General features: G+C 59.5%; 21 protein-coding genes and 1 riboswitch. Of the genes, 8 read left to right on the forward strand and 13 right to left on the reverse strand.

All coding sequences use genetic code 11. From position 1 onward, the window contains the following. Nucleotides 1-19 precede the first annotated feature (19 nt). The 7 genes from folP to ACR0J4_RS03275 form a co-directional block, all read right to left on the reverse strand. Complete coding sequence (folP, locus tag ACR0J4_RS03245) at nt 20-1,018, reverse strand: dihydropteroate synthase (RefSeq protein ID WP_480668288.1); 999 nt, start codon at nt 1,016-1,018, stop codon at nt 20-22. Further along, on the reverse strand, nt 1,015-1,935 hold the full coding sequence (locus tag ACR0J4_RS03250) for a dihydroneopterin aldolase (protein ID WP_170551528.1): 921 nt from the start codon (nt 1,933-1,935) through the stop codon (nt 1,015-1,017). Before ACR0J4_RS03250 ends, folP begins: the two co-directional genes overlap by 4 nt. Before the next feature lie 163 nt (nt 1,936-2,098). Beyond that, nucleotides 2,099-2,740 (reverse strand): cell wall hydrolase, encoded by a 642-nt coding sequence (locus ACR0J4_RS03255; RefSeq protein ID WP_170551531.1) that lies wholly within the window; start codon nt 2,738-2,740, stop codon nt 2,099-2,101. A 186-nt stretch (nt 2,741-2,926) separates the two neighbouring features. Next, complete coding sequence (locus ACR0J4_RS03260) at nt 2,927-5,488, reverse strand: pyruvate, phosphate dikinase (RefSeq protein WP_170642228.1); 2,562 nt, start codon at nt 5,486-5,488, stop codon at nt 2,927-2,929. A 68-nt stretch (nt 5,489-5,556) separates the two neighbouring features. Then, on the reverse strand, nt 5,557-7,776 hold the full coding sequence (glyS, locus tag ACR0J4_RS03265) for a glycine--tRNA ligase subunit beta (protein ID WP_170642230.1): 2,220 nt from the start codon (nt 7,774-7,776) through the stop codon (nt 5,557-5,559). Nucleotides 7,777-7,785: 9 nt separating this feature from the next. After that, nucleotides 7,786-8,997, reverse strand: coding sequence for a sodium/glutamate symporter (gene gltS / locus ACR0J4_RS03270; RefSeq protein WP_170642232.1), 1,212 nt, complete (start codon nt 8,995-8,997; stop codon nt 7,786-7,788). A 10-nt stretch (nt 8,998-9,007) separates the two neighbouring features. Beyond that, a complete protein-coding gene (locus tag ACR0J4_RS03275) occupies nt 9,008-9,529 on the reverse strand; it encodes a DUF6446 family protein (protein WP_170470076.1) in 522 nt (173 codons plus the stop codon). A 79-nt stretch (nt 9,530-9,608) separates the two neighbouring features. On the opposite strand from ACR0J4_RS03275, the gene ACR0J4_RS03280 reads away from it, so the two are divergent. Next, nucleotides 9,609-10,241 (forward strand): MarC family protein, encoded by a 633-nt coding sequence (locus ACR0J4_RS03280; RefSeq protein WP_170470080.1) that lies wholly within the window; start codon nt 9,609-9,611, stop codon nt 10,239-10,241. Nucleotides 10,242-10,249: 8 nt separating this feature from the next. Here ACR0J4_RS03280 and ACR0J4_RS03285 read toward each other — a convergent pair whose 3' ends face one another. Continuing rightward, nucleotides 10,250-11,179: a glycine--tRNA ligase subunit alpha gene (locus ACR0J4_RS03285; protein ID WP_170376388.1), complete on the reverse strand. Its 930-nt coding sequence runs from the start codon at nt 11,177-11,179 to the stop codon at nt 10,250-10,252. A 205-nt stretch (nt 11,180-11,384) separates the two neighbouring features. On the opposite strand from ACR0J4_RS03285, the gene ACR0J4_RS03290 reads away from it, so the two are divergent. Continuing rightward, entirely contained in the window at nt 11,385-13,124 is a 1,740-nt protein-coding gene (locus ACR0J4_RS03290; RefSeq protein WP_170551547.1) for a serine protease, read from the forward strand. 60 nt (nt 13,125-13,184) lie between these two features. Here ACR0J4_RS03290 and ACR0J4_RS03295 read toward each other — a convergent pair whose 3' ends face one another. Together ACR0J4_RS03295 and ACR0J4_RS03300 are read right to left on the reverse strand one after the other, a co-directional pair. After that, on the reverse strand, nt 13,185-14,759 hold the full coding sequence (locus ACR0J4_RS03295) for a 5-guanidino-2-oxopentanoate decarboxylase (RefSeq protein WP_170642234.1): 1,575 nt from the start codon (nt 14,757-14,759) through the stop codon (nt 13,185-13,187). Further along, the gene (locus ACR0J4_RS03300; RefSeq protein WP_170551553.1) at nt 14,759-16,207 is read right to left on the reverse strand and encodes a TrkH family potassium uptake protein; all 1,449 of its coding nucleotides are present in this window, start codon (nt 16,205-16,207) and stop codon (nt 14,759-14,761) included. The genes ACR0J4_RS03295 and ACR0J4_RS03300 overlap by 1 nt, the downstream gene beginning before the upstream one ends. Between ACR0J4_RS03300 and ACR0J4_RS03305 the strand changes: the two genes are divergently transcribed. Then, entirely contained in the window at nt 16,206-17,246 is a 1,041-nt protein-coding gene (locus ACR0J4_RS03305) for a hypothetical protein (protein ID WP_170551556.1), read from the forward strand. The genes ACR0J4_RS03300 and ACR0J4_RS03305 overlap by 2 nt on opposite strands. Nucleotides 17,247-17,267: 21 nt before the next feature. Here the strand turns inward: ACR0J4_RS03305 and folE2 are convergent, their stop codons facing one another. Together folE2 and metZ are read right to left on the reverse strand one after the other, a co-directional pair. Continuing rightward, nucleotides 17,268-18,371 (reverse strand): GTP cyclohydrolase FolE2, encoded by a 1,104-nt coding sequence (folE2, locus tag ACR0J4_RS03310; protein ID WP_170551559.1) that lies wholly within the window; start codon nt 18,369-18,371, stop codon nt 17,268-17,270. Between the two features lie 218 nt (nt 18,372-18,589). Further along, nucleotides 18,590-19,783 (reverse strand): O-succinylhomoserine sulfhydrylase, encoded by a 1,194-nt coding sequence (metZ, locus tag ACR0J4_RS03315; protein ID WP_170551563.1) that lies wholly within the window; start codon nt 19,781-19,783, stop codon nt 18,590-18,592. Between the two features lie 65 nt (nt 19,784-19,848). Then, nucleotides 19,849-19,925, reverse strand: a riboswitch (SAM riboswitch). A 91-nt stretch (nt 19,926-20,016) separates the two neighbouring features. Here metZ and ACR0J4_RS03320 point away from each other — a divergent pair. From ACR0J4_RS03320 to ACR0J4_RS03330, 3 genes are all read left to right on the forward strand, one after another. Then, nucleotides 20,017-20,994 (forward strand): alpha/beta hydrolase family protein, encoded by a 978-nt coding sequence (locus tag ACR0J4_RS03320; protein ID WP_170642236.1) that lies wholly within the window; start codon nt 20,017-20,019, stop codon nt 20,992-20,994. Nucleotides 20,995-21,017: 23 nt separating this feature from the next. After that, nucleotides 21,018-21,707 (forward strand): glutathione S-transferase N-terminal domain-containing protein, encoded by a 690-nt coding sequence (locus ACR0J4_RS03325; protein ID WP_170642238.1) that lies wholly within the window; start codon nt 21,018-21,020, stop codon nt 21,705-21,707. 185 nt (nt 21,708-21,892) lie between these two features. Next, nucleotides 21,893-22,285 (forward strand): hypothetical protein, encoded by a 393-nt coding sequence (locus tag ACR0J4_RS03330; RefSeq protein WP_170642240.1) that lies wholly within the window; start codon nt 21,893-21,895, stop codon nt 22,283-22,285. Between the two features lie 17 nt (nt 22,286-22,302). Here ACR0J4_RS03330 and ACR0J4_RS03335 read toward each other — a convergent pair whose 3' ends face one another. Then, nucleotides 22,303-22,680, reverse strand: coding sequence for an OB-fold nucleic acid binding domain-containing protein (locus ACR0J4_RS03335; protein ID WP_170642242.1), 378 nt, complete (start codon nt 22,678-22,680; stop codon nt 22,303-22,305). A gap of 127 nt (nt 22,681-22,807) precedes the next feature. Here ACR0J4_RS03335 and ACR0J4_RS03340 point away from each other — a divergent pair, with 127 nt between their 5' ends. Then, a complete protein-coding gene (locus ACR0J4_RS03340; RefSeq protein WP_170376365.1) occupies nt 22,808-23,131 on the forward strand; it encodes a 2Fe-2S iron-sulfur cluster-binding protein in 324 nt (107 codons plus the stop codon). Next, nucleotides 23,131-23,898, forward strand: coding sequence for an FG-GAP repeat domain-containing protein (locus ACR0J4_RS03345; protein ID WP_170642244.1), 768 nt, complete (start codon nt 23,131-23,133; stop codon nt 23,896-23,898). The genes ACR0J4_RS03340 and ACR0J4_RS03345 overlap by 1 nt, the downstream gene beginning before the upstream one ends. Nucleotides 23,899-23,910 lie beyond the last annotated feature (12 nt).

Genomic DNA, 23,910 nt, shown 5'->3' on the forward strand with positions numbered 1-23,910 from the left:
AAATTTGCTTGTGACCGGATTAACGGACGGCAGCCCATAGGCGCAAGGCCTGAGCTGTCTCAGCCACGTCATGGACCCGAATGATCTGCACGCCCTGGGACAATCCGTCCAGAGCAACCGCGATTGACCCCGGCGCACGCGCGGTTTTTCGCGGCTCCTGCCCGATGGAGCCGATAAAGCCCTTGCGCGAGACGCCCAGTAGAATCGGGCAACCCAGACCGTGGAACAGGCTTAAGTTGCGCAGAAGGGCCAGATTGTGCTCCTCGGTCTTGCCGAAACCGATTCCCGGATCGACGATGATCAGATCCCGGTTCAGGCCCAACGCCTCAAGCCGTTCGATCTGGCCTGCCAGAAAATCATAGACATCCAGTACGACGTTTTCATAGACCGGATTGTCCTGCATGGTCGCGGGATCGCCCTGCATATGCATGACGCAGACCGGCGCGCCCAGCCCTGCGCAGAACGGCGCAAGTTCCGGGTCGTACGTGAAGCCCGAGACATCATTGACCAGCCCCGCCCCGGCCTCGCAGGTGGCTTTGGCCACAGCGGCTTTGCGTGTGTCGGTTGAGATCAGGGCGTTTGTCTCAGACCGGATCGCTTCGATCACCGGGCGGGTCCGGGTGATCTCTTCGTCTGCGGGCACAAAATCTGCTCCGGGGCGTGTAGATTCTCCACCGATATCCAGAATCGTGGCGCCGTGCGAGACCATCTCAAGGGCCCCTGCCCGCGCCGCCTCGACCGAGCTGTGGATGCCACCGTCCGAGAAGCTGTCAGGCGTTGTGTTCAGGATGCCCATGATATGTGGACGCGTCATATCCAAACCGGACAGGGCCGCGCGCGGGCGGCTGAGACGCTGTAGCACATCCGCGGGGATATCCGCTGCGGCTACGACCTGAGACGCTCCATCGCGCGAAAGCGCTTCGGCATGAGTGAACCAGAGCGATTGCCCGGCCAAAGGCATGGCGTCATCCGGACGAGCCGCACCGTGCTGTACCAGTGGTCGGTAGTAGCGGCTCACAATTGTGCCTGATCAATGGCCACAGCACGCAGCGGCGTTTTCGGCTCCTTGGGCAAGGCGCCTCCGATCACCATCATCTCGCTGGCCTCAAAGGTGGCCGCAAACCATGCGGCCAGCGCAACCGCGTCGGATGGCGCGGCCGAGGGGCCGTCGACAGCATCGAGAACGATCTTTGACGGGGCCCAAACGCAAATCTGGCCGTTCTTCATCGCCCAATCCAGCTCGGTCCGCGTCGAGACGACCACGCAGCGATGATCGCGCGCGGCCAGAACCCACGCGTTCTGTTCGATCGACAACAGGTCGATGCGGCGCTGGGTCATGGCGTGACCGGTCTGCGGCACTGGAAGGTCCGAGGCCCCGACACACAGGATCAAGGGACGCTGACGGTTTTCCAACTGATCAATCCAGCCGGTCAGGTTATCCGAGGCCATCGCCTCATTCGATAGATAAACAAGACGCGGATGTGGGCGTTCCTCTTCGACTACGTCGTGGTGCACGGCGTCCTTGCCGCGCACTATCTCGATCCCGAGCGCACCAGGGCCGCGATCCAGCTTTTCGATACGGACAAACACCCTGACGGCCTGTGGTTCAAGTAGGATACGTTCGGCCACGCGTTCAGCCAGCGTTTCCAACAGGTTCAGACGCTCGGCCGCCAATTCATAGGCAATCGCCTCGGTCACGCGGTCATAGGACAGGATACGATCCACATCATCGTCAATATCCGAGGTCAGCGGACGCACCTCAACCACGATATTAAAGCAGATACGCTGGGTTGTGCCGCGTTCGGCCTGAAAGGCACCGATCTCAACCTCAACAGTATGGTCACGCAGCGAGATGCGATCCAAAGGCCCTCTGGGCGAGGTCGCCTCGGACCGTTCAGAGGGGTGCGCAAAAGCGAGGCGGATTTCAGAACTCATGGGTCAGGCCTTCTTGGGCTCGTTGAAACTTTCGCCCAGTCTAGGCGTTTCGAGGGCCTATAGCATTCATACAAACGCCATTCCAACCGCTGATTTCGACGCTTTTTCTGCGTGCAATGGTATACGCTGCGCCTTGAACTCAAGACGCAGCGCTAGACCTGCCTCAGTTGCTCGCAGTGCGGTAATTGTGACGGTAGAAGATGTGAACACCAATCTTCGCCGTCTGTTTATAAACCCGCGCCCAGGACGGGCGGACCGCAGTGGTATGATAGTGGGTCGCCCCTTCAGTCAGCTCTTTGGCAACGCCATCCATCGCCGCGCGGGCTACTTTCGAGACACGTTCAAAGGCTTTCTTCTCGTGGATCACTTCCTTGCGGCCATCACATGTATAGGTGAACTGGCACTGGTACTTTTTACCGGTCCCCTGACGGATCACACCGCAAAGGCTATTGGGAAAGCGGCTGCTCTTGACCCGGTTCAGGATAACCTCGGCTACTGCAAACTGACCGCGTACGCTTTCGCCGCGGGCTTCAAAATACAGCGCCTCTGACAGGCATTTCCAGCCTTCATCTCCGGACGCTTTGGGCTGTTGGTCCAGCCAATCCTTGGAATAGGACACTTTGACCGGTTCCACCACTTTGCGCGGCTGGAACAATTTCAGATAATCCCGAAAGCTCTGACCCGGCAATTCACTGCGGGAAACCAGTTCTTTCTTATTGGCATCCGTAGCTTCCCTCTCAGCGTAGGACGCACTCGGCAGCACGGTTGCCGCCAATGTGGCAACAGCCATTATGTAACGTAGCATCAGATAACCTCGCACAGGCACTTCACGCGCCAAACCCTCCCCCGGCGGGCGCGACGAGGCATTTAGCGCAGTCTTGCGCAAAGGTCCAGATCAGAGGCAAATACAAGTGGAAATTCGCTCGTGGAGAAAAACAATTCCGCCACAAGTTCGCTTATTGACCACTAATCATTGGGTTTCAGGCTGCTGTCAACCCCCAAGTCTGGACGAAATCGCCAGTTGAGCGGCAGCCAGCCGAGCGACCGGTACCCGGAACGGAGAGCAGGACACATAGTCAAAGCCAAGATCGCGGCAAATGGCGATTGATTCGGGGTTTCCGCCGTGTTCTCCGCAGACAGAAAGGGTCACATCGGGCTGTGCCGCGCGCCCCCTTTCAGACCCAAGCTTGAGCAATTCGCCAACTCCATCCGCGTCCAGAACATGGAACGGGTCCTCTGTGAACACCCCCTGCCGGACATAGGCCGACATGAAACGCCCCGCGTCATCGCGTGACAGACCATAAGTCATCTGGGTCAGGTCGTTGGTTCCGAAGCTTAAAAAGGCGGTGTTGGGTGCAATCTCTTCAGCGCGCAGGCAGGCGCGTGGTGTTTCGACCATCACGCCAAGGCGGTATTCGAACTCTTGCCCCTGCTCCGCTGCTACTGCGGCCGCCACCGAGTCGATGCGGGATTTGACCAGCTCGACCTCTCGCTTGGCCGAAACCAGCGGGATCATCACCTCAGGCACGACCGGCGCGCCGTTCTTGCGGGCCTCCAGCGTAGCTTCAAAGATCGCGCGGGCCTGCATGTCGTAGATTTCGGGCACCGTAACGCCCAGGCGAACCCCGCGCAGACCCAGCATCGGGTTGTATTCGGTCATTGCGGAGACACGACGCTCCACATCCGAGACAGGCAGATCCAGCGCTTCGGCCAGTTCGCGCTGGCCACCGCGGGTGGTGGGCAGGAATTCGTGCAGCGGCGGGTCAAACAGACGAATGCAGACCGGCTGCCCTTCCATGATACGGAAAAGCTGCACGAAATCGTCGCGCTGCATGGGCAGCAAACGCTCCAACACGGCAGCCCGGCCCGAGGAGGTCTGCGCAAAGATCATCTCGCGCATCACGATCAAGCGGCCGGGATCAAAGAACATGTGCTCGGTCCGGCACAGGCCGATGCCCTGCGCCTGAAAGTTCCGCGCGGTCTGCGCATCTGCAGGGGTATCGGCATTGGCGCGGATTTCGATGTCCCGCTCGGCATCCGCCCAGCCCATGAGAGTCTGGAAACAGTCGTCCAGTGCGGCCTCGAGCATCTCGGGCTGCCCCGCCAGAACCTGCCCCGAGCTTCCGTCGATCGTCAGAATATCACCGGTCTTGAACACCCGCCCATCCGGAGTCGTCAGCATTTTTTTCTTGGTCTGGAACCGCATTTCAGACGCGCCGACGATACAGGGCAGCCCCAAACCCCGCCCAATCACGGCGGCATGGCTGGTCATCCCGCCCTTTTCGGTCAGAACGGCAACGGCGGCATGCATGCCCCGAACATCCTCGGGCGAGGTTTCGCGGCGCACCAGAACACAGGCCTCACCCCGCGCGGCGCTGGCTTGCGCCTCGGCGGCCGTAAACACGATCTTGCCGGTCGACGCCCCCGGACTTGCGCCAATCGCGGTGGTCAGTACATCTCGCTCTGCCTCGGGGTGGACCTGCCGGTGCAGCAGCTCGTTCAATGCATGAGGGTCCACGCGCATCACCGCCTCTTGTGGCGGGATGATGCCGTCTTCCGCCAGCCGTACCGCAATCCGCATCGCCGCGCGCGAGGTCCGCTGAACGCGCACGCCGTCCAGAATATGCACATTGCCGTTCTGGATCACGAATTCGACCTGCATTTCCTCGCGCAGCTTCTCGCGCATCAAAGCGGCCTGGGCTTTCAAATCAGCAAATGCGTTGGGCGCCACTTCTTCCAGAGACGGTCCCCGCGGGTCTTTCTCAAGATACAGCGCCGAGACGTCTTCGCCCAACGCATCCCGCCCCTGGCTCTGGCTCAGGTACCGGCCAGTGATCTGAGGCATCCCGGTGGTCGGATCCACCAACTGCAGCACGCCCGAGCCGCATTCGCCCTGCCCGACGCCCGGGATCATCTCTTGGATGACGAGACCCAACCCCGCATCGGCCGGAGCCCCTTTGGCCTGACGCAATAGGCGCGCCGAGGTGCCATCCCACGCCCGCGCCATCGAGCGCAGAACGCCAATCAACTGCTCGCCGCGATCCTCGGGAAAAACCTCATCGGTCTCATCTTCATAGGCGTGCAGCGTGCGCTTCAACCCCGCGACACCATCCTCGTCGATCTCGTCGAACACATCCGCATCCAGACGCGCCACGTGGATCGCATAGCTTTGCACAAAGCGCAGATACATGGCTGCGGCAGGCTCATCACCCATCGAGTTCGACAGCTCGGCAAACCGCGCTTCGTTCATGCCGATATTCAGAACCGCACCGGGGCCGCCCCAATCGGGGTCCTCGGAACTGGGGCGCACACACAACAAAGCCGTCGGCTCGAATTGCTCAAGGATTGCCGCCAGATCGGGGACTTGCCCTTCGGCGATGCGCTGAACCGCGTCAAAAGACAACGCGACCGTGCGCGGCACCGGCATCTCCAACCGGACCAGACGTTGCAGGCACTTTGCCCGTCCACCATGGGTGTGCGGGGCAACGGGCGCGGTGGACGTGATAAGCGTGGTATGCGGATTATTCTGCACTGCGGCACCTTTTGGTTTCACCGCAGCATAGGCCCATGCGCCCGTCGCGCAAGGGTGATCTGGGCGCGCAAATCCGCGCGCCCGGACCTTTAGCCTTCGATCTTGGTCAGATCGGCAACGCTGGAACAGACCGAGCGGATCTGGCTTAGCAAGTTCAGACGGTTGCGGCGGAGGATGTCATTGTCGGTGTTGACCTGCACATCCTCAAAGAACGCATCCACCGGCCCGCGCAAGCTTGCCATGGCGGCCATGGCGGTTGGGAAATCCTCGGCCTTGAGCGCCGGATCAATCTGTGCCTGCGCCGCATCAAGCGCCGCGAACAGAGCCTTTTCGCTTTCGGTCTCGGCAAATTTCACATCCGCGCCATAAGAATACTCGACCCCGTCCTTCTCTTCGGCCTGCGTCAGGATGTTGTTGGCCCGCTTGAACCCCTGCACGAGGTTTTCCCCATCCTCGGTCGCAATCACCGCGTTCAGAGCACGGGCGCGTTTGACCAGCAAGTTGAGGTCATCATTGCCTTCCATCGCAATACAGGCGTCGATGATATCGTGGCGGATGCCCTCATCGCGGAGGAAGACTTTGAGGCGGTCGTGGAAGAACGACAGGAGATCGTCAGATGCGTCTGGGACCTTTTTCTCAAGTTCAAGAAAAGCTGCCGCAGGCAAATCGTCTACTCTTTCTCTTACGGTCTGGAATGCAGCGCCAAAGACACCTCGTTCGGCGATTTCTTCCAATAGATCAAGAACATTGGCTTCCGGCAGCGCCTCGTTGATTGCGCTTTCTGCTCGTATCAGTTGGCTGTCAAAGAACCGATCCAAAGACAGCCGCAGATCGTTTTCGAGGATCAATCGAGTTACACCCAAAGCAGCACGACGCAGAGCAAACGGGTCTTTCGAGCCGGTCGGCTTCTCATCAATCGCCCAGAACCCGGTCAGCGTGTCCAGCTTGTCGGCCAGCGCCACGGTCACCGAAAGCGGTGCGGTCGGCACGTCATCTGACGGGCCAAGCGGCGAGTAGTGATCCTGTGCCACAGCGGCCACGGCGGCGTCCTCGCCTGCTGCTTCGATGTAATAGCGGCCCATAAGACCCTGAAGTTCGGGGAATTCATAGACCATCTCGGAACTCAGATCGGCCTTGGACAGACGCGCGGCTTTTTCGGCCTGATCTGCATCCGCTCCGGTCACCGGGGCCAGTTCACGTGCCAGCGCAGCGATGCGGTCGATGCGTTCCGCCTGTGTGCCCAGCTTGTTGTGGAAGGTCACATTCTCCAGCGCGCGGGTCCATTGGGCGACGTCCGATTTGGCGACGCGTAGGTCGTTCTCCCAGAAGAACTTGGCATCCGCCAGACGGGCCGAAAGGACCTTCTGGTTCCCGGCCAGAATGGTCGCGCCATTGTCAGCAGTTTCGCGGTTGGCGACGGTGATGAAACGCTCGATCCGGCCGGTTTTGGGGTTCTTCACGGAAAAGAACTTCTGGTGCTCTTTCATCGAGGTCTGCAGCACCTCAGGCGGCAGGTCGAGGAATTCGTCGTCAATCTGCCCCATCAGCACCACGGGCCATTCGACCAGACCAGCGACCTCGGCTAGCAGGCCTTTGTCGTCGACCACTTCCAGACCGGCGGCAAAGGCCATGTTCTGGGCGTCGTTCCAGATATGCTCGGCACGTTCCTCGGGCGACAACACCACAAAGGCGCGTTTGAGTTTGGCGGCGTAATCCTCGAACGAGGTGACGGCAAAACGGTTCGGGGCCATGAATCGGTGGCCCTCAGTCGTATCGCCCGAGGTGATGCCTTCGACCTCAAGCGGAACGACTTGCACGCCCGCCTCATCGGTCAGGACGCACAGGATCGAGTGCAAAGGCCGCACCCAGCGCATCGGGCCAGAGCCCCAGCGCATCGACTTGGGCCATGGGAAGTTGCGGATCGTGGCCTCAAGCACTTCGGCCACGATCTCAGCCGCCGGGCGTCCGGGCTTTTCGATCTGGGCGAAATAGACCGCACCCTTGGGCGTGTCACGTTCTTCCAACTGATCACGGGTCAAGCCAGCGCCGCGCAGGAAGCCTTCGATCGCTTTGTCAGGCGCACCGACCTTGGGGCCTTTGCGTTCCTCACGGATCGTGGGGCTCTCAGACAGCAGCCCTTCGACTGCCAAAGTCAGGCGACGCGGCGTGGTCAGGGCGGCGGAAGAGGCATAGGTCAGACCGGCCTCGACCAAACCATCGGTGATCCGCTTTTTCAGGTCCTCACCCGCGCGGGTCTGCATACGCGCGGGGATCTCCTCGGAAAACAGTTCGATCAGCAGGTCGGGCATTTTCGGTCCTTAGAAATTTACGATCGTCTGGATGACGATGGCATTGGCGATATCCACAAAGAATGCGGATACAAGGGGCAGCACGATAAAGGCAATAGGTGATGGACCATATCGCTTGGTTACTGCGGTCATATTCGCAATAGCAGTGGGGGTTGCACCTAACGCGAAGCCTCCGAACCCCGCAGCCAACACGGCGGCGCGATAGTTTGCGCCCATGACCGGGAACAGCACCCACAACACGAAAACCACCGTGAACAGGGTTTGGGCGGACATGATGACGACGATGGCCATGCCAAGCTCGGCGATGGTCCAGAGCTGAAGGCTCATCAGTGACATGGCCAGAAACGCGCCCAAGGCAAATTCCGAGATCAACGCCAGCGATGGCGTGCGCGATACCGGTGGGGCCGACGGTGCCACTAAGGCGCGTAGATTGGCGATGACGATTCCCATGATCAAACATGGCACAAATAGCGGCAGCTTTAGACCGGCTGCCGAGATCGCTTCGCCCAGAGAATAACCCGCAATGATCGCGAGGTTGAGATGCAGCAAAACGCGCATGATCGACACGTGGTCGATATCGAGCGCCCTGCCTTCTGTTTCGTCCGGCAATCCGACACTGGGCCCTTCGTCCGGACGGTCGGGGCTGAGATTGCGCCCTTCAACCAGCAACCGCGCAATCGGTCCACCGACCAGGGCGGCCAGAACCAAACCTAGCGTTGCAACGGCAACACCCAACTCGGTCGCGCTGTCCAACCCTGTCGCCCGCGCAACTTCGGGCGCCCATGCGATTGCGGTCCCGTGCCCGCCGATCAGCGCCGCCGAGCCGAACAGAACACCCGCCTGCGCCGGATAACCAAACATGGAAGCGCCAGCCGCACCGATCACGTTTTGCGCAACGATCGTCACGAGGGTCAGAATCAAAAGCAAAAACAGCGGCTTGCCGCCCGAAATCAGGTCCGACAGACGTGCATTCAATCCGATCCCGGCAAAAAATACGACCAGTAGAAAATCCCGCGTACCCAGCTCGAATGCGAGTTCAAGATCAAATATCAAATACAGCGCCAGAACGGCAAACGAAGCCAGCAACCCTCCGGTCACGGGTTCGGGGATGTTGAAATTGCGAAGTGCGGCGACGCGATCATTGATCCGTGCGCCAAGCAGGTAAACGGCAAAACCTAAGGTCGCCGTCAGAAACTCGGGGATTTCGACGACGTGCTGCATGGCGGTCTCCTTACTGCTGCGGTCTGGGTGGGCATTCCTCGCCGACCACGGTGCCATCATAGGCTTTTTCACCGCAATTGTTCAGGGAATGCCAGACAAAGCCTCGCCCATCTTCGGTGATCGCGACAATGCGGTCGACTCCGTAGTGGATATTCTTCGCGCTCATGTAGGCCTGCGCCTGCCCCGTCTTCAACGCTTCAGCCACGGCGGCCGCATCATAGCAATCAAACCAACCCGGAGCGGTCAGGGGCTCTGCATTCTCGACCGGCATGAAACCTAACAATTGTTCTTCGGAGAGATCCGTGTTGAAACAGGCTCGATACCGGATCGGAGAGCTATCGGCATCAATCGCCTGAAAAGAAGAATAGGCAATCGGCTGGGGAGTTTCGCCATCCACAGGCAACAGGGCGACGTCCTGTCCGGGCTTCGGTTCGACCTCATAATAAAAGCCGTAGACTTGCAGGTAATACATGCCCGCCCCGGCCATCACAGCCGAAAGCCCCAGAATGATCGCAAGCAATTTTCCCGTCATTGTCTTAGGCTGCCTCTTTCAAGTTCCTGAAAAATGGGACAGGTTTCGCAGTAAAACTTTAAACCACAAGGGTGTTTTCATGGAATCGACCCTCGCCGTTGGGTTCTTTGGTGCGCTGTTTGCGATCATGAACCCGATCACCAACCTGCCTGTGTTCCTGAGTGTTACGCAGGACCTGCCCCCTACGGATCAACGTAAAGTCGCAGTCAAAACCGCGCTCTACTGTTTGATCCTGGGCGGTGCGTTCGCGGCCATTGGCAGTCAGACGCTGAGCCTGTTCGGCATCAGCGTAGACCATCTGCGCGTCGCCGGAGGGTTGGTCGTGCTTATGATCGGCCTGAACATGCTGAACGGCAACGAAAGCACCTCGCATCACGGAACGGACGGAGAAAAAGAGGCCTATCCTGCGCCTGACACGGTCGCGTTCTACCCGCTGGCCTTTCCCATTCTGGTCGGTCCAGGCACGATCACAACCCTGATCCTGTACGCGCATCACGTCAACAAGCCGCTTGAAGCTGTTGTTTTCGCAGGCGTATTCCTGACCGTCGTTGCCTTGCTTCTGGTCACCTTCTGGAATGCCCCATGGCTGTCCAAACGTCTTTCGAGCAACGCACGCGTCATCATGAGTCGCTTCATGGGTATGATCCTCTCGGCCATTGCCATCGGCATGATTTCTGACGGCCTCAAGGCATTGCTGCCCGGATTGGCCTGAACGCTGCATCAGGCCTCGTACCCGGCGGCCTCAGTCAGGACAAACGCATCCGCGCATTGCTTGGCCAGCGCCCGGACACGGCCGATGTACGCCTGCCGTTCGGTCACCGAGATCACCCCGCGCGCGTCCAGCAGGTTGAAGATGTGGCTGGCCTTAATGCACTGATCATAGGCCGGGTGTGCCATCACGATACGCTTGCCTGTTTTCGGATCATCATGCTGTTGCGCCAGAATGGTGGCGCATTCGGCCTCAGCTTCTTCGAAATGACGCAGCAGAACCTCAGTGTTGGCCACATCAAAGTTCCAACGGGCGTATTCCTCTTCGGTCTGCTTGAAGATGTCACCGTATGTCAGCGGGCTGGGGGACTGAGGATCGTTGAACGGCATATCCATCACATGGTCGATGCCCAACACATACATCGCCAGACGCTCCAAACCATAGGTCAGTTCACCGGAGACCGGCGTGCAATCATGACCACCGACCTGCTGGAAATAGGTGAACTGGCTGACTTCCATACCGTCGCACCAGACCTCCCACCCCAGGCCCCAGGCGCCGAGGGTTGGGCTTTCCCAGTCGTCCTCGACAAAGCGGATGTCATGCAGCTCCATATCAATGCCGATGGCCTCGAGGCTGCCCAGATACAGCTCCTGCAGGTCCGGCGGGCTGGGTTTGATCAGAACCTGATACTGATAGTAGTGCTGCAGACGGTTTGGGTTCTCACCATAGCGCCCGTCCGTCGGACGGCGCGAGGGCTGAACATAAGCCGCGGCCCATGCCTTGGACCCGAGCGCGCGCAGGGTTGTCGCCGGATGGAACGTCCCTGCCCCGACCTCCATGTCATAAGGCTGCAAAATCGCACAGCCTTTCGAGGCCCAATAGGTCTGAAGCCGCAGGATGATCTCCTGAAAAGAACGAGGTGCGCTGGACTGATCGGTCATGACATTCCCTTTGGGCGCGCCTGCGCCCGGTTCCGATGGGTTTGGCCCTTCCTATGCAAGGGGCCGAGGGGCGTCAACGGGCCAATAGGTCCCTGCTGTATCTGCGCTGCCACACCGCAAATTCCCCGCATTCTCGCCATGGCTTTCGCCACCCGAAATCGGGTATTCTGAGCAAAAGCATCAAAACTGCATAAACGGGCAGAAAATGACACGAGTATTTACGGCAATTTTATTGTTTCTATTGGTCGGCCTGCGCGCCGCAACCGCCCAGCAAGATCAGGGCGTCTGGGTTCAGGTCGAGGCGCAGCCATCCCTGCGTGAGGCACAGGATCGTGCGCAGGATTACGCCCGCGCACTGCCTGACGTGAACGGCTTTCGCCTGGGCAGCGGTTGGTACGCCATTGTGATCGGCCCCTACCTGCGCAGCGACGCGGAACAGGTGCTGCGGGTTTACCGCGCCGAAGGACAAATTCCTCGCGACAGTTTCATCACCTTCTCAAGTTCCCTGCGGCAGCAGTACTGGCCGATCGGGGCAAATGTGCTGAACCGTGGCACCCTTGTCCCCCCGGTCGAACCCGAACAGCTCACTGTCGACACGCTGTCAGACGCAACCCCGCAGCCGTCGGATGAAACCCGCTCGCAGGCGTTACAATCCGAACGTTTGCTCACGTCGCAGGAACGCAAAGACCTACAGACTGCACTTCAGGCTGCCGGATTCTACAACTCGACCATCGACGGAGCCTTCGGCCAAGGTACGCGCCGTTCCATGTCCGACTGGCAGAGCTTCAACGGATATGAGGCGACCGGCGTTCTGACCACTGTCCAGCGCGCCGCATTGATCGAGGACTATAACGCTCCGCTGATCAGCGTCGGGATGGCGCGATACACGGACGATCAGGCCGGTATCTCGGTTGATCTGCCTTTGGAGGCCATTGCCTTTGACCGCTATGAGGCCCCTTTCGCGCATTTCCAAAGCACCTCTGACCTGAACGCACAGGCGCTGCTGATCAGTCAGGAAGGCGGCAAATCCACCCTGCGCGCTCTGTACGAGGTAATGCAGTCGCTGGAAATCGTGCCGCTGGTCGGCCCGCGAGAGCTGCGCGGTGATCGCTTTTCTCTGGAAGGGCGCGGCAAAGGCATCGTCTCTTACACCGAAGCGGCGCTGAAGGATGGCAAGATCAAAGGCTTCACGCTGGTCTGGCCCGAGGGCGATGAGGCCCGCCGTGCCCGTGTTCTGGCTGCGATGAAGGCCAGCTTTGCCACCACCGACGCGGTTCTGGATTCCAGCGCAGGCACAGATGCTGAGCAACGCGTCGATCTGGTCTCGGGGCTTCAGGTTCGCAAACCGCGCTTGTCCCGTTCGGGCTTCTTTGCGGATGCGTCCGGCACTGTCCTAACTGTGTCTGAGGCCGCCGACAGCTGCAGCCGTGTCACGCTGGACGGCGATCAGGAGCTTCAAGTGGCCTGGACGGATGCCGATCTGGGTGTTTCCGTCCTGCGTCCGCGCAAGTCGCTTGCCCCGATCAACGTGGCCGAGTTCCGCACGGATCAACCGCGTATTCAGTCCGAGGTCGCGGTCTCAGGCTTCTCTTACGAAGGGGCTTTGGGCGCGCCAACGCTGACCTTCGGCCAAATCGCGGACGTGCGCGGCCTGAACGGTGAATCCGGTGTGAAACGTCTTGCTCTGGCCGCCCAACCGGGCGATGCCGGTGGTCCGGTCTTTGACGACAGTGGCAGCGTGGTTGGCATGCTGCTGCCCTCCCCGTCCGAAGACCGCACCTTGCCCCGCTCGGTCAGTCTGGCGGTTTCGACCGAAGGGCTGAACGACGTCCTGACCCAAGCAGGTATCACGGGTCAAGCGGCACAAGAGACGGCTGAAATCTCACCCAACGAGCTGAGCCGCCGCGCCAATGGGATGACTGTTCTGGTGCATTGCTGGGACTAAAAGCGTCTAAAATTTTGAAAAGCCGCTGCGCATCTGCGCGGCGGCTTTCCAGTTTCCCGACTAAAGAATGTCCGGCGTCACGTAGATCAATGTCGGTCCCGAGGCCTGAAACGCGGCGTTTACCGCCTCCTGCATCTCATCCACAGTTTTCGGCGCTCTGGATAGCGCCCCGAACGCCTCGGCCAGTTTGCAGAAATCAGGATTACGCGCCACAACAGCGTTAGGCGCAATCTGACTGCGGACCATGCTGTCCTCGATCTCTTTCAGCTTGCCGTTGTCCCAGAGGATAATCGGCAACGGCAGGCCCAGTTCCACCGCCACGCCCAGTTCTTGCATCGTGTACTGGAACCCATAGTCCCCGGCGATTACCGCCGTTGGCCGTCCCCGCCGCGCCACCGCGCCCCCAATACCGGCAGGCAAAGCGTAGCCCAATGTGCCAAAGCCGGTCGGATGGTGCCAATGATGGGGATAGGCCATATCCCAGACCTCTTTTGCGGCATAGGCGAATTGGGTCATGTCGGAATAGATCATGGTGTCGGCAGGCATCGCGGCGCGTAGCGCATCAGCGACGGGCACGATACGCGGGCGCTCAGCATCGACCTCGGCCCGCCAACGGGCGCGCGCCTCGGCAACTTCCTCAGCCGTCCAGCCTGTCGCAGGTTTGGCGCTTTCGGTGACAGCCCACAAGGCGCGGGCAAAGCTGGCACTGTCGGCCTGAATTTTGACGGCGGAGCGGTGGCGGTCGGACAGGACCTCGGGGTCCAAGTCGACGCGGACCAGATGCGCCGAATGGCCAAGCTCTTCTCTCCAGAGATCAACCTCGCCCAACTCGGCCCCAACAGCGATCACCAGATCGGCTGAGGCGATCACCTCGGCGCTGCCGGGCCGAGGCAGCATCGACCCAAAATCCAGAGGATAGTTCGCCCCGACCATGCCACGCCCTGCGTAAGTCGTGAAACAAGCTGCACCCAGCTGCGTCAGAATTTGCCGCCATTCGTTGGACCGGCAGCCACCCCCCAGAATGAACAAGGGCCGTTTGGAAATGTTCAACAAGGACACAACCGGCGCGACGTCCGGGGCAAACACCTTGGGGCGCAAGGCCGGTTGGTTCGGGAATGGCGCGGGATCCGCATCGCCCTCAAGCTGTGCAATCGGCACCTGTATGTGCTTTGGCCGCGGACGAGAAAGTTCGAATTCCTCAAACGCGCGCTCAACCAGACCATAGGCAGCCTGCGCAGTGTTCGCTTGCGCCGACCAATCCGTGACAGTACCCGCTGCGCCTTGCTGGTCCTTCATCTGATGCAACTGACCGCGCTGCGCCTGCGTCTCATCCAGACAGGATGACAGCACCAGCATCGGGACCGAGTCGCTATAGGCCTGCCCCATCGGTGTCATGATGTTGCACAGCCCCGGACCGGTGATCACATAGGCAACGCCCGGCTTGCCTGTCGCCCGCGCATAGCCATCGGCCATGAAACCCGCGCCCTGCTCATGCCGGGCCAGCACATGGGTGATCCCGGCCTCTTCAATGCCGCGGTACATTTCTTGATTATGGACGCCGGGAATGCCGAAAATCACATCCACGCCGCGATCCCTCAGCATATGGGAGATTTGCGCGCCAAGGGGTCTTTTCATCAGTCTCTCCAGAATTGGACGGTAAAGATTGCGTAAACGGCCAGCAACTCAAGCCGGCCGACCAGCATGCCTGCGGTCAACAGCCATTTTGCGGTGTCGTTTAGACCGGCAAAATTACCCGCCGGGCCAATTTGGTTCCCTAGGCCCGGTCCGACATTGGCCAGCGCTGTCGCAGCACCCGAAACGGATGTGATGAAGTCCAGCCCGGTCAGCGCCAGCGCCCAGGACAAAATCCCCATCGACAGGACGAAGAACATGAAAAAGCTCATGACCGAGGTCAGAACGTCCCGACTGACGGGGCGCCCGTCATAGAGCGGTACGAACACCCCATGCGGTGATCGAATGCGTCGGATTTGCGTTTTGATCGATGCAAACAGAAGCTGATAACGGAACACCTTGATCGAACAGGCGGTCGATCCGGCGCAGCCTCCGATCAGGCCGATCAGGAAGAACAGCATGATGGGAAAACTGCCCCAGAGCATGTAGTCAACACTCGCATAGCCAGTGCCCGAGATGATCGAGGTGATGTTGAACAGCGACTCGCGCAGGGCCCTTTCCCAATGGTGCGGAAAGACCGAGGTCAGGAACACAGACATCACCACGACCAGAACCAGAATGGTTGCCAGAAAGGCGCGGATCTGACTGTCCTGCCATAGCGACGAGGTGTTGCCATTGGCCAGCTGCACATAGCGCACGAAAGGTAGCGCTGCGAGGATCATGAAGACCGAGGCCGCGTATTCCGCCGGGCCACTGAAGGTTGCAAACGAGCTGTCGTAGTTCGAAAATCCACCCGTTGCGATGGTGGTCATAGCGTGGACCGTCGCATCAAAGAATCCCATTCCGACGGCCGCATAGACAAGGCCGCAGGCCAGCGTCAGGAACACGTAGATCAGCGAGATCTGGCCCGCGATCTCCTGCGCGCGGGGAAGGATTTTTCCCATGGTTTCAAACCCTTCCGAGCGGAAGATTTGCATACCACCGACTCGCAGCTCAGGCAGAAAAACCATAGCCACAACGATGATCCCGATGCCGCCCAGCCATTGAAGGATCCCCCGCCACAACAGCAAGCCCTGCGGCAGGTCATCGAGCCCCGAGATCACAGTCGATCCGGTGGTGGTCAGGCCCGACATCGCTTCGAAATACGCGTCAACAAAGCGCAGTTCGGTCTCGCCAAATAGAAACGGAATTGCTCCGAACAAAGGCAGCGCGACCCAGACGCCCGAGGTCAGCAAAAAGGTCTGACGGATGGTCAGACCTTCTCCTACGCCATTGGCGCAGCTCAGCGCAAGGACAACGCCGGTCAGAACGGTGATGATCGCGCTTTCAAGAAAGACATGCCACTCGCCCCGCCCCTCGATCATGTCGGCAAGCATAGGCAGCAGCATGGTCGCCCCCAGAATGGCGACCAGCATGCCAATCACATATCCGACCGGGCGAAGATCCATCATGACGCGCAGCGTTGGCGCGCCAGCCCGACCGTGTCAAGCAGATGACCCCGATTACTCGTCGGTTTTCGCAACGACCTTTGGCATCGCGGGCGGTTTAGATGGCGCACGCGTCTTGCGAGGGGCCGGTTTAGGGGCCTCTGTCGTCGCCGCAGCTGCTTTGGCCGGTGCCGCGCTTGGTGCCTTGGCTGCGGGTTTTGGCGAGGGCTTGGGGGCCGCCGGAGTTTTGGCCGGTGCCGCCTTTTTAGCCACGGTCTTTGCTGGAGTTGCCTTGGCCGCAGGTTTAGGTGTTGCGGGCGCAGGGGCTGCCTTGGCTGCGGGTTTGGATGTCGCCGGTGCAGGCGCCGCCTTAGCAACTGTTTTGGGCTTTGCTGCTACTGGGGTAGCCTTAGCGACCGGTTTGGGCTTTGCTGCCGCCGGCGCAGCCTTAGCCGCCGGTTTAGGCGTTGCAGGTGCGGGGGCAGCTTTGGCGGCTGCGGGTTTTGCCGCTGGGCGTGGTTTGGCGGTGAATTTTGCAACCGGTTCGGCCTTAGGCTTCGACGCGGCGGGTTTGGGCTGCGCCTTCTTAGCAGTCGAGGCCCGCTTAGCCGGAGCAGGTTTTGCTGCAGGTTTGGCCGGCGCCGGCTCCGATGCGGTATTGCGCAGCGCGTGCAAGGGCGCCATCGGCAGTTCCATGGCCGACCGGGCCATGATCTGCATAATCTTCATCTGGCTGACCATGGCGTATCCAGCCACGCGCATTGCAGCCGCCTGCAGCTCCAACGGTTGGGAAATTGGGTTCATGACATGTCTCTCCTGTAAATGCGATGCAGCCGGAACACTGAGAGAGGGATGCCCAGCCCGCGCCGATCACTCGGGCGGTTGGCGGGGTCTTGCAGTCCAAGGCGTCGCACGTCTCGGCTTCCTTCCGGGGGCGGCACACCCGTACAAACGGGCAAGCGGCAGCTGCATTCCCAGCCTTCATAGCCCATTTACTGCGCAGACGCAGCAAGTTTTGCTGCATTGCGGCGAAAAAGCGCTGTTTAGGAGAAGACGCGGCTAAATTTTCCGCATCTCCGAAGGGTTAGCCTACGTGGAATAAGGTCGTGAACAGACGCGGATCAAGGCTGGAGGCCGCGAATGTAGGCCCTTCCGTCAGGATCGAGACCGCATCATGGCTGTGCAGGCTCTCCTGATGGCTGGCGATCACACGGAAATCGCCGACGTGATGATCGGCCAGCAATTCGGCACAGAACAGGCGCGCAGCATCTTCGACAAAGATCGGATTGGCCGCGTTCAACTCGGCAAAGGCCTGTTCATCCTCGCGTTTGACCATGACCTGTGTTTCCGTCGGGACCGCACGGCGGCACAGCTCGATCAGGTCTTCAAACCACAGGCAATCAGCGTCGCAATCCACCAACACTGAAACCCGCGCGACCGAGCGCTGCGAGTGCGGCGTTGCCAACTGTCCGCGCTGAGACCGGGCGTGCTCGCTCAGTTCCAGCGAGCAAGGACAGGTCGAGGAATAGACATAGTCCAGATGCATGATCTTCTGGCGCACACCGTTCTGTTCGATCAGTTCCAGCGCGATGTCGTAATACTGGTAGCCCTCAAGGCCAGAGCGCAGGCTTTTCACCTTGGCCGGATAGGAAAAGCGCATCTGTAGGCGCGCGTCGAAACTGTCGAGGTCGGTCAGATAGTCGCTCAGCGCGGCTTCCATTACTTCGAAGCTGAAAGTCCGCTCAGCGTGTTTGTAGAAGGACCGCATGATACGGGACATGTTGATGCCCTTCTTTTCCGCCTCAAGGCTCACCGTGCCGGTGACCGAAGTCTCAAGCGTCAGGTCGTCCCCATCCTTGCGGTGAAACCGGATCGGCAGACGAAAGTTCGAGATGCCGACGTGCTGGATCTGCTGCTTGGCCCCCCGGATCAGGCTGGACGGGCCGTTTTGCAGGTCGGGCAATGTGGCCCGATACGCCTCATCTGCGACAAAACCCTCGGGATATTCACGTGACATGGACGGATAGTTCACCGCCGACATGCCGGGCACGAGCCGCGCCAAGGACGGGTCAAGCTGGCTGATCTCGGCCGCAGGCGCGGTCTTGGCCCATTGCCGCAGCAATTTCAACGCTTCTGCGGCCTGTTCCCGGTTTGGTGCGTCGTCGATGTCACGGGGGTGAACATTCATAGGCTGAGGTTCCTCGGTTGGCCGTCGAAATTCAAACGGCTGAAGTTCAGTATCCAGTTTAACCCGATACGGGCCAATTAACAGGATGGATCGAAAAAACCCAGCGTAAATCCGGCATTCTGCGCGCGGCAGCGACACAGTTTACGCCAACCTCGGTGGATCAGAGAGGCAGGTTGCACCGCCTCTCCGTCTATAGTGGCACCAGTTTGAGGCGTTTTCTACTGCCCCTGCGAGACGTCCAACGCGTGCTGGATATCGGCCAACAGATCGTCTGCATCCTCAAGACCAATCGACAGGCGGATCAGACCGGGTGTGATGCCCAGCTCATCTTTCTGTTCATCGCTCAGACGCTGATGGGTTGTGGTTGCAGGATGGGTCGCGATGGATTTCGCATCCCCCAGATTGTTCGAGATCACCGGGATCGTCAGCGCATTCAGAAATGCAAATGCTGCGTCCTTGCCGCCCTTGATGTCCAAAGACAGCACGGTGCCGCCCTTGCCCCCCAGCTGCGTCTGTACCAGAGCGTTCTGCGCATGGGTTTTCAGACCCGGATACAGCGTCCGCTCCAGCGCCGAGTGACCTTCCAGCGCCTCGGCCACGGCCTGCGCTGTTGCGGCCTGCGCGTTGACCCGCAGGGCCATCGTTTCAAGACCCTTAAGCATGATCCACGCGCTGAACGGGCTGAGCGCGCCGCCGGTATGTTTCATGTAGGGCTCGACCGTGCCGCGGATGAACTCCTTGGTGCCAAGGATCACACCGCCCAGCGCCCGGCCCTGCCCGTCGATATGTTTGGTCGCTGAATAGATCACCACATCCGCGCCCTGCTCGACCGCGCGCGAAAACACCGGGGTCGAGAACACGTTGTCGACCAGAACCAATGCACCAACCGCATGGGCCAGTTCCGCAACGGCGGCAATGTCGATCACCTCGAGCGTCGGGTTCGACATGGATTCGAAGAATACGGCCTTGGTGTCGGGGCGGATCGCCGCCTTCCACTGATCAAGATCGGTGCCATCGACAAACGTCACCTCGACACCATAGCGGGTCAGGATGTTTTCCAGAATGAACAGGCACGACCCGAACAGCGCCTTGGCGGAGACCACATGGTCCCCCGCCTTCAGCATCGAGGTCAACGCACCATTGACAGCGGCCATGCCGGACGCTGTAGCAAAGGCATCCTCGGCCCCTTCCAGCGCGGCGATGCGCTGTTCGAACATCGACACTGTCGGGTTGCCGTAGCGGGCATAGATGAACTCATCCGGGCCACATTCCAGGAACCGGGCCTCGGCCTGCTCGGCAGTGTCGTATACGAAGCCCTGGGTCAGGAAGATCGCTTCGCTCACCTCGTTGTACTGACTGCGACGGATGCCGCCATGGACGGCTTGGGTGCGTTTGGTCCAGTTCTCGCTCATGTCATTCCTTTCGGCCTCGATCCCGGAGGCGCATCAAAAAAACCCCAGACGCGGTCAAGCGAAAGGGGCCTTTCATCCTGACCTTTTAGCGTGTTGTTTAGCGTGGCCCGCAATCCGGTAACAAATCGCCACGTGGTGTTGTTGCCCTTACGCCGCAGTCGCGAATTCGTCAAGCCCGACACCTGCAACGTCACGGTTCTGTAATCGTTCATTCATGGAAACGTCATAGCGTCATGACAAAGCGGCACCACAACATCTTGTGTGAGGCAGAGCATATGCCAGTAATCAGGATCAATGCTGTCAACGGACGTGCTGAGTTGCATGGTAGTTGCCGACCCTTGATCGAGGCTGTGCAAGAGGCCCAGCAATCCGAAGGACCGGTCATTATTATGACCCACGGATACAAGTATCGGCCCGATGATGCCGGTGCCTGCCCACACCGGCATATTCTGTCGCTGCATCCCAAGGCGATGCCCTGGTACAGCCCCAGCTGGCCGCAACATCTGGGCTTTGGTAGCGGGTTTGAGGACGAAGGTCTTGCCATTGCCGTTGGTTGGGACGCGCGGGGCCCGCTCTGGTCAGCGCAACGTCGTGCCGTTGAAGCGGGCAAGGTACTGGCTGACGTCATTCGTGATGTGCATCATTTGAACCCAAAGCGTCCGATCCATTTCATCGGCCATACCATGGGTATTGAGGTGGCGCTGGAGGCTCTGCATCATATTCCACCCGGCGCGCTCAGCCGGATCATTTCCCTTACTGGGGCTGCCTATCAATCCCGCACCGTCGCGGCCCTGACCACACCTGCCGGGCGCGCGGCTGAATTCATCAACATCATCAGCCGCGAGAACGATCTATTCGACTTTCTTTATGAAACCTTCATCCAGCCACCCCGTCGTGGTGATCTCAGCATTGGCGCGGGCGTGACGGCACCAAACTCGGTCACATTACAGATCGATTGCCCTGCCACGGTGGATCACCTGTCGGCGCTGATCTTCCCGCTCGCCGCGCCCGAGCGGCGTATCTGCCATTGGTCCAGCTACACGCGTCCCGGCGTGCTGCGCGTCTACAACGCCTTGCTGCGCGACCCCGAGCGCCTCTGCCTGCAAAGGCTCAAACGCGGTATCCCCGAAAAACCGCACAAGCGCTGGTCACGGTTTTTTGCCCTACCCCGCCTACAGGGCCTCTTGCCGTTTGCTCAGAAAGCTTCATGATCCCCTCAGCTTGAGGAGACATCATGATCGACCTGTATTTCTGGCCCACCCCGAACGGTTGGAAAGCCTCCATCGCATTGGAAGAGATGGAGCTGCCCTACACCACCCATCTGATCAATATTGGCAAGGGTGACCAGTTCGATCCGGAGTTTCTGAAGATCTCACCCAATAACCGCATGCCCGCGATCTTCGATCCGGATGGGCCTGATGGTTCGCCAATCACGGTTTTCGAAAGTGGCGCGATCCTGATGTATCTGGCACGCAAGTCCGGTCGGTTTTATGGCGCGACCGAACGGGACAGGGTTGCGGTAGAAGAATGGCTGATGTGGCAGATGGGCGGCGTTGGTCCCATGGCTGGTCAGGCGCATCACTTCCTGAAATACGCCCCCAACCTAGAGCCTCCGCAAGACCTGCCCTACGCCAAAGATCGCTACCGTACCGAAGTCGCCCGGCTTTACGGCGTGCTGGATCGGCGTCTGGCCGAGAACGAGTATGTCGCGGGTGATTTTTACTCGATCGCCGATATGTCGATTTGGGGCTGGGCTAGCCTTTGGGAAGGTCAGCAGCAGGTTCTGGACGATAAGCCTCACTTCGCCCGCTGGCTAGAGGCTGTGAGCGCCCGCCCGGGCGTGCAAGCCGGACGCGCCTTGTATGCAGAGCTGCGCGGGGATCACAGTAGCAAGCAAGCGCAGAATGTTTTGTTCAAGCGATAAGGTAACGCGCATTCCCACCTGGAAGGTATTTCGCTAAAGCCGCCGCTGGATTGCAGACGAGCGTCCGGCAATCTATTATTTTATATAAATTTTTTGCCACGACACCTTTTCTCCGCTCAACTTAAGGTATAATCGATTCTTGCTGGCAGAAACGCCGCATAAATACATTTCTCTGGAGATTTTGGATGAGTTGGAAATTCATCGTCCTTGGGGCGGGTTTAATTGTGTCTGCATGTACCGTTTCCCCATATGAATCCTGCATTCAGCAAGTGAGGTTTGCCTATAACGGTCAGATAGCAAGCGCCCAAAAAGAGGTTAAGGCGGCGCAAGCCAACCTCAGCAGAGGGTATAGGATAAAGAGGCACTCCTTCACTGAAACATACGTGGACAGATGTGTAAAAAACGGTGTTTTATATGCCTGCACAAAGGAACGAAAGAAAACGACCGAAGTTCCGATCCCGATCAACCGCGATGCCGAGGCGCAACGTCTGCGGCGAAATTCGGATCTACTGAAACAGCTGATTGAGACACGAGCTCGTGCGGCCGCACAGTGTAACGGCTTGCCGACCTCATCTTGAAGCAACCCTAGAGGGTGTCACTGCTCCCCCTCTCCCCGCACCAGAACATCCAGCATCACCGAGATGTCCTCGATCTCTTCCGCAATCACATGGATCACGGCGTCGGCCTTCTGCATTCGGCCCGTGACCCTCAGCAAACGCCCCGAGATCACCGCGCGGCGGAATTGTTCGTAGATCTTGCGCCAGACCACGATGTTCACGATCCCCGTCTCATCCTCAAGCGTCAGAAAGATCACCCCTTTGGCGGTTCCGGGCCGCTGCCGCAGGATCACCAGACCCGCCACCGCCACCCGCGCGTCTTCGGGGGGCTGATCCAGCCGGTTGGCGGGCAAACAGGCCGGCGGTCGGGGCCAGGTTCGGTTTGAAACATCAGGACAAGTCGCGGCAACAAGCATAAGAACAAAAATAGAACAATTACACAGAAAGTCCAGACGCGGCGCACAGAGTCGCAAATGAGGCTAGAAAGACCTAAATGCCTTGATTAAGGAAGAATTCGAACATCGCAAAAGGAAGACGCAAGCCATGGCAAAGATCACCTATGTCGAGCATAGCGGTACTGAACATACAGTCGACGTCGCCAATGGGCTGACCGTTATGGAAGGAGCTCGAGACAACAACATTCCCGGCATTGAGGCCGATTGCGGCGGCGCCTGCGCCTGCTCGACCTGCCACGTCTATATCCACCCCGACTGGGTCGAGAAAATCCCCGCCAAGGATGACATGGAAGAGGACATGCTGGACTTTGCCTATGAGCCCGACCCCGCCCGCTCGCGCCTGACCTGCCAGATCAAGGTCACGGACGCACTGGACGGTCTGGTCGTGCAAATGCCAGAAAAACAGATCTGATGCCCTCCAAAGCGCCGCGTCCCCCCGCCTGCCCTTGGCACCATCGGGCACGCGGCGCGAAACTGATGTTGTGCCTGTGGCTGGCGGGCGCAAGCGCTGCCGCAGCATCAGAAGAAATCATCGAAGCCCGATTTATCGAACCCACAAAACGCTACGCCCATGGCGTATTGGGGGACGACGTGGAATACGGCGCATTGGAACTCCGGGTTGAAACTCGCGGTTCAGACAGTGCGCAAAAGTTGCGGACGATACGCCTGCCCCAAGATCGGGTTTTCGAAGACCTTTCCCCTCGACTGGTGGACATGGACTCTGACGGAACGCCCGAAGTGATCGTGGTCGAATCCCACGCTCAATTCGGCGCACAACTAGCAATCTACGACGCAAGCGGCACAAAGATCGCTGCCACCCCGCATATCGGAACCCGCTTCCGCTGGCTCGCCCCAATCGGAGCCGCCGATCTGGATGGCGATGGCTATACCGAGATCGCTTATATCGACCGCCCTCACCTCGCCAAAACCCTTCGCATATGGCGCTACAAAGATGGCGCGTTGGCCGAGATCGCCTCTTTACCCAGTCTGACCAACCATCGCATTGGTGAAGACTACATCTCTGGCGGCCTGCGTGACTGCGGCGAGACGCCAGAACTGATCACAGCCAGCGCCGACTGGTCGCGCATCATCAGCGTCACCTTTAACAGTGGATGGACCAAGTCAGACCTCGGCCCCTTCACGGGCCGTCAAAGCCTGAACCAAGCCTTAGAGTGCTGATCCGAGCTTCAT

It is taken from the genome of Ruegeria sp. B10 (assembly GCF_056539825.1).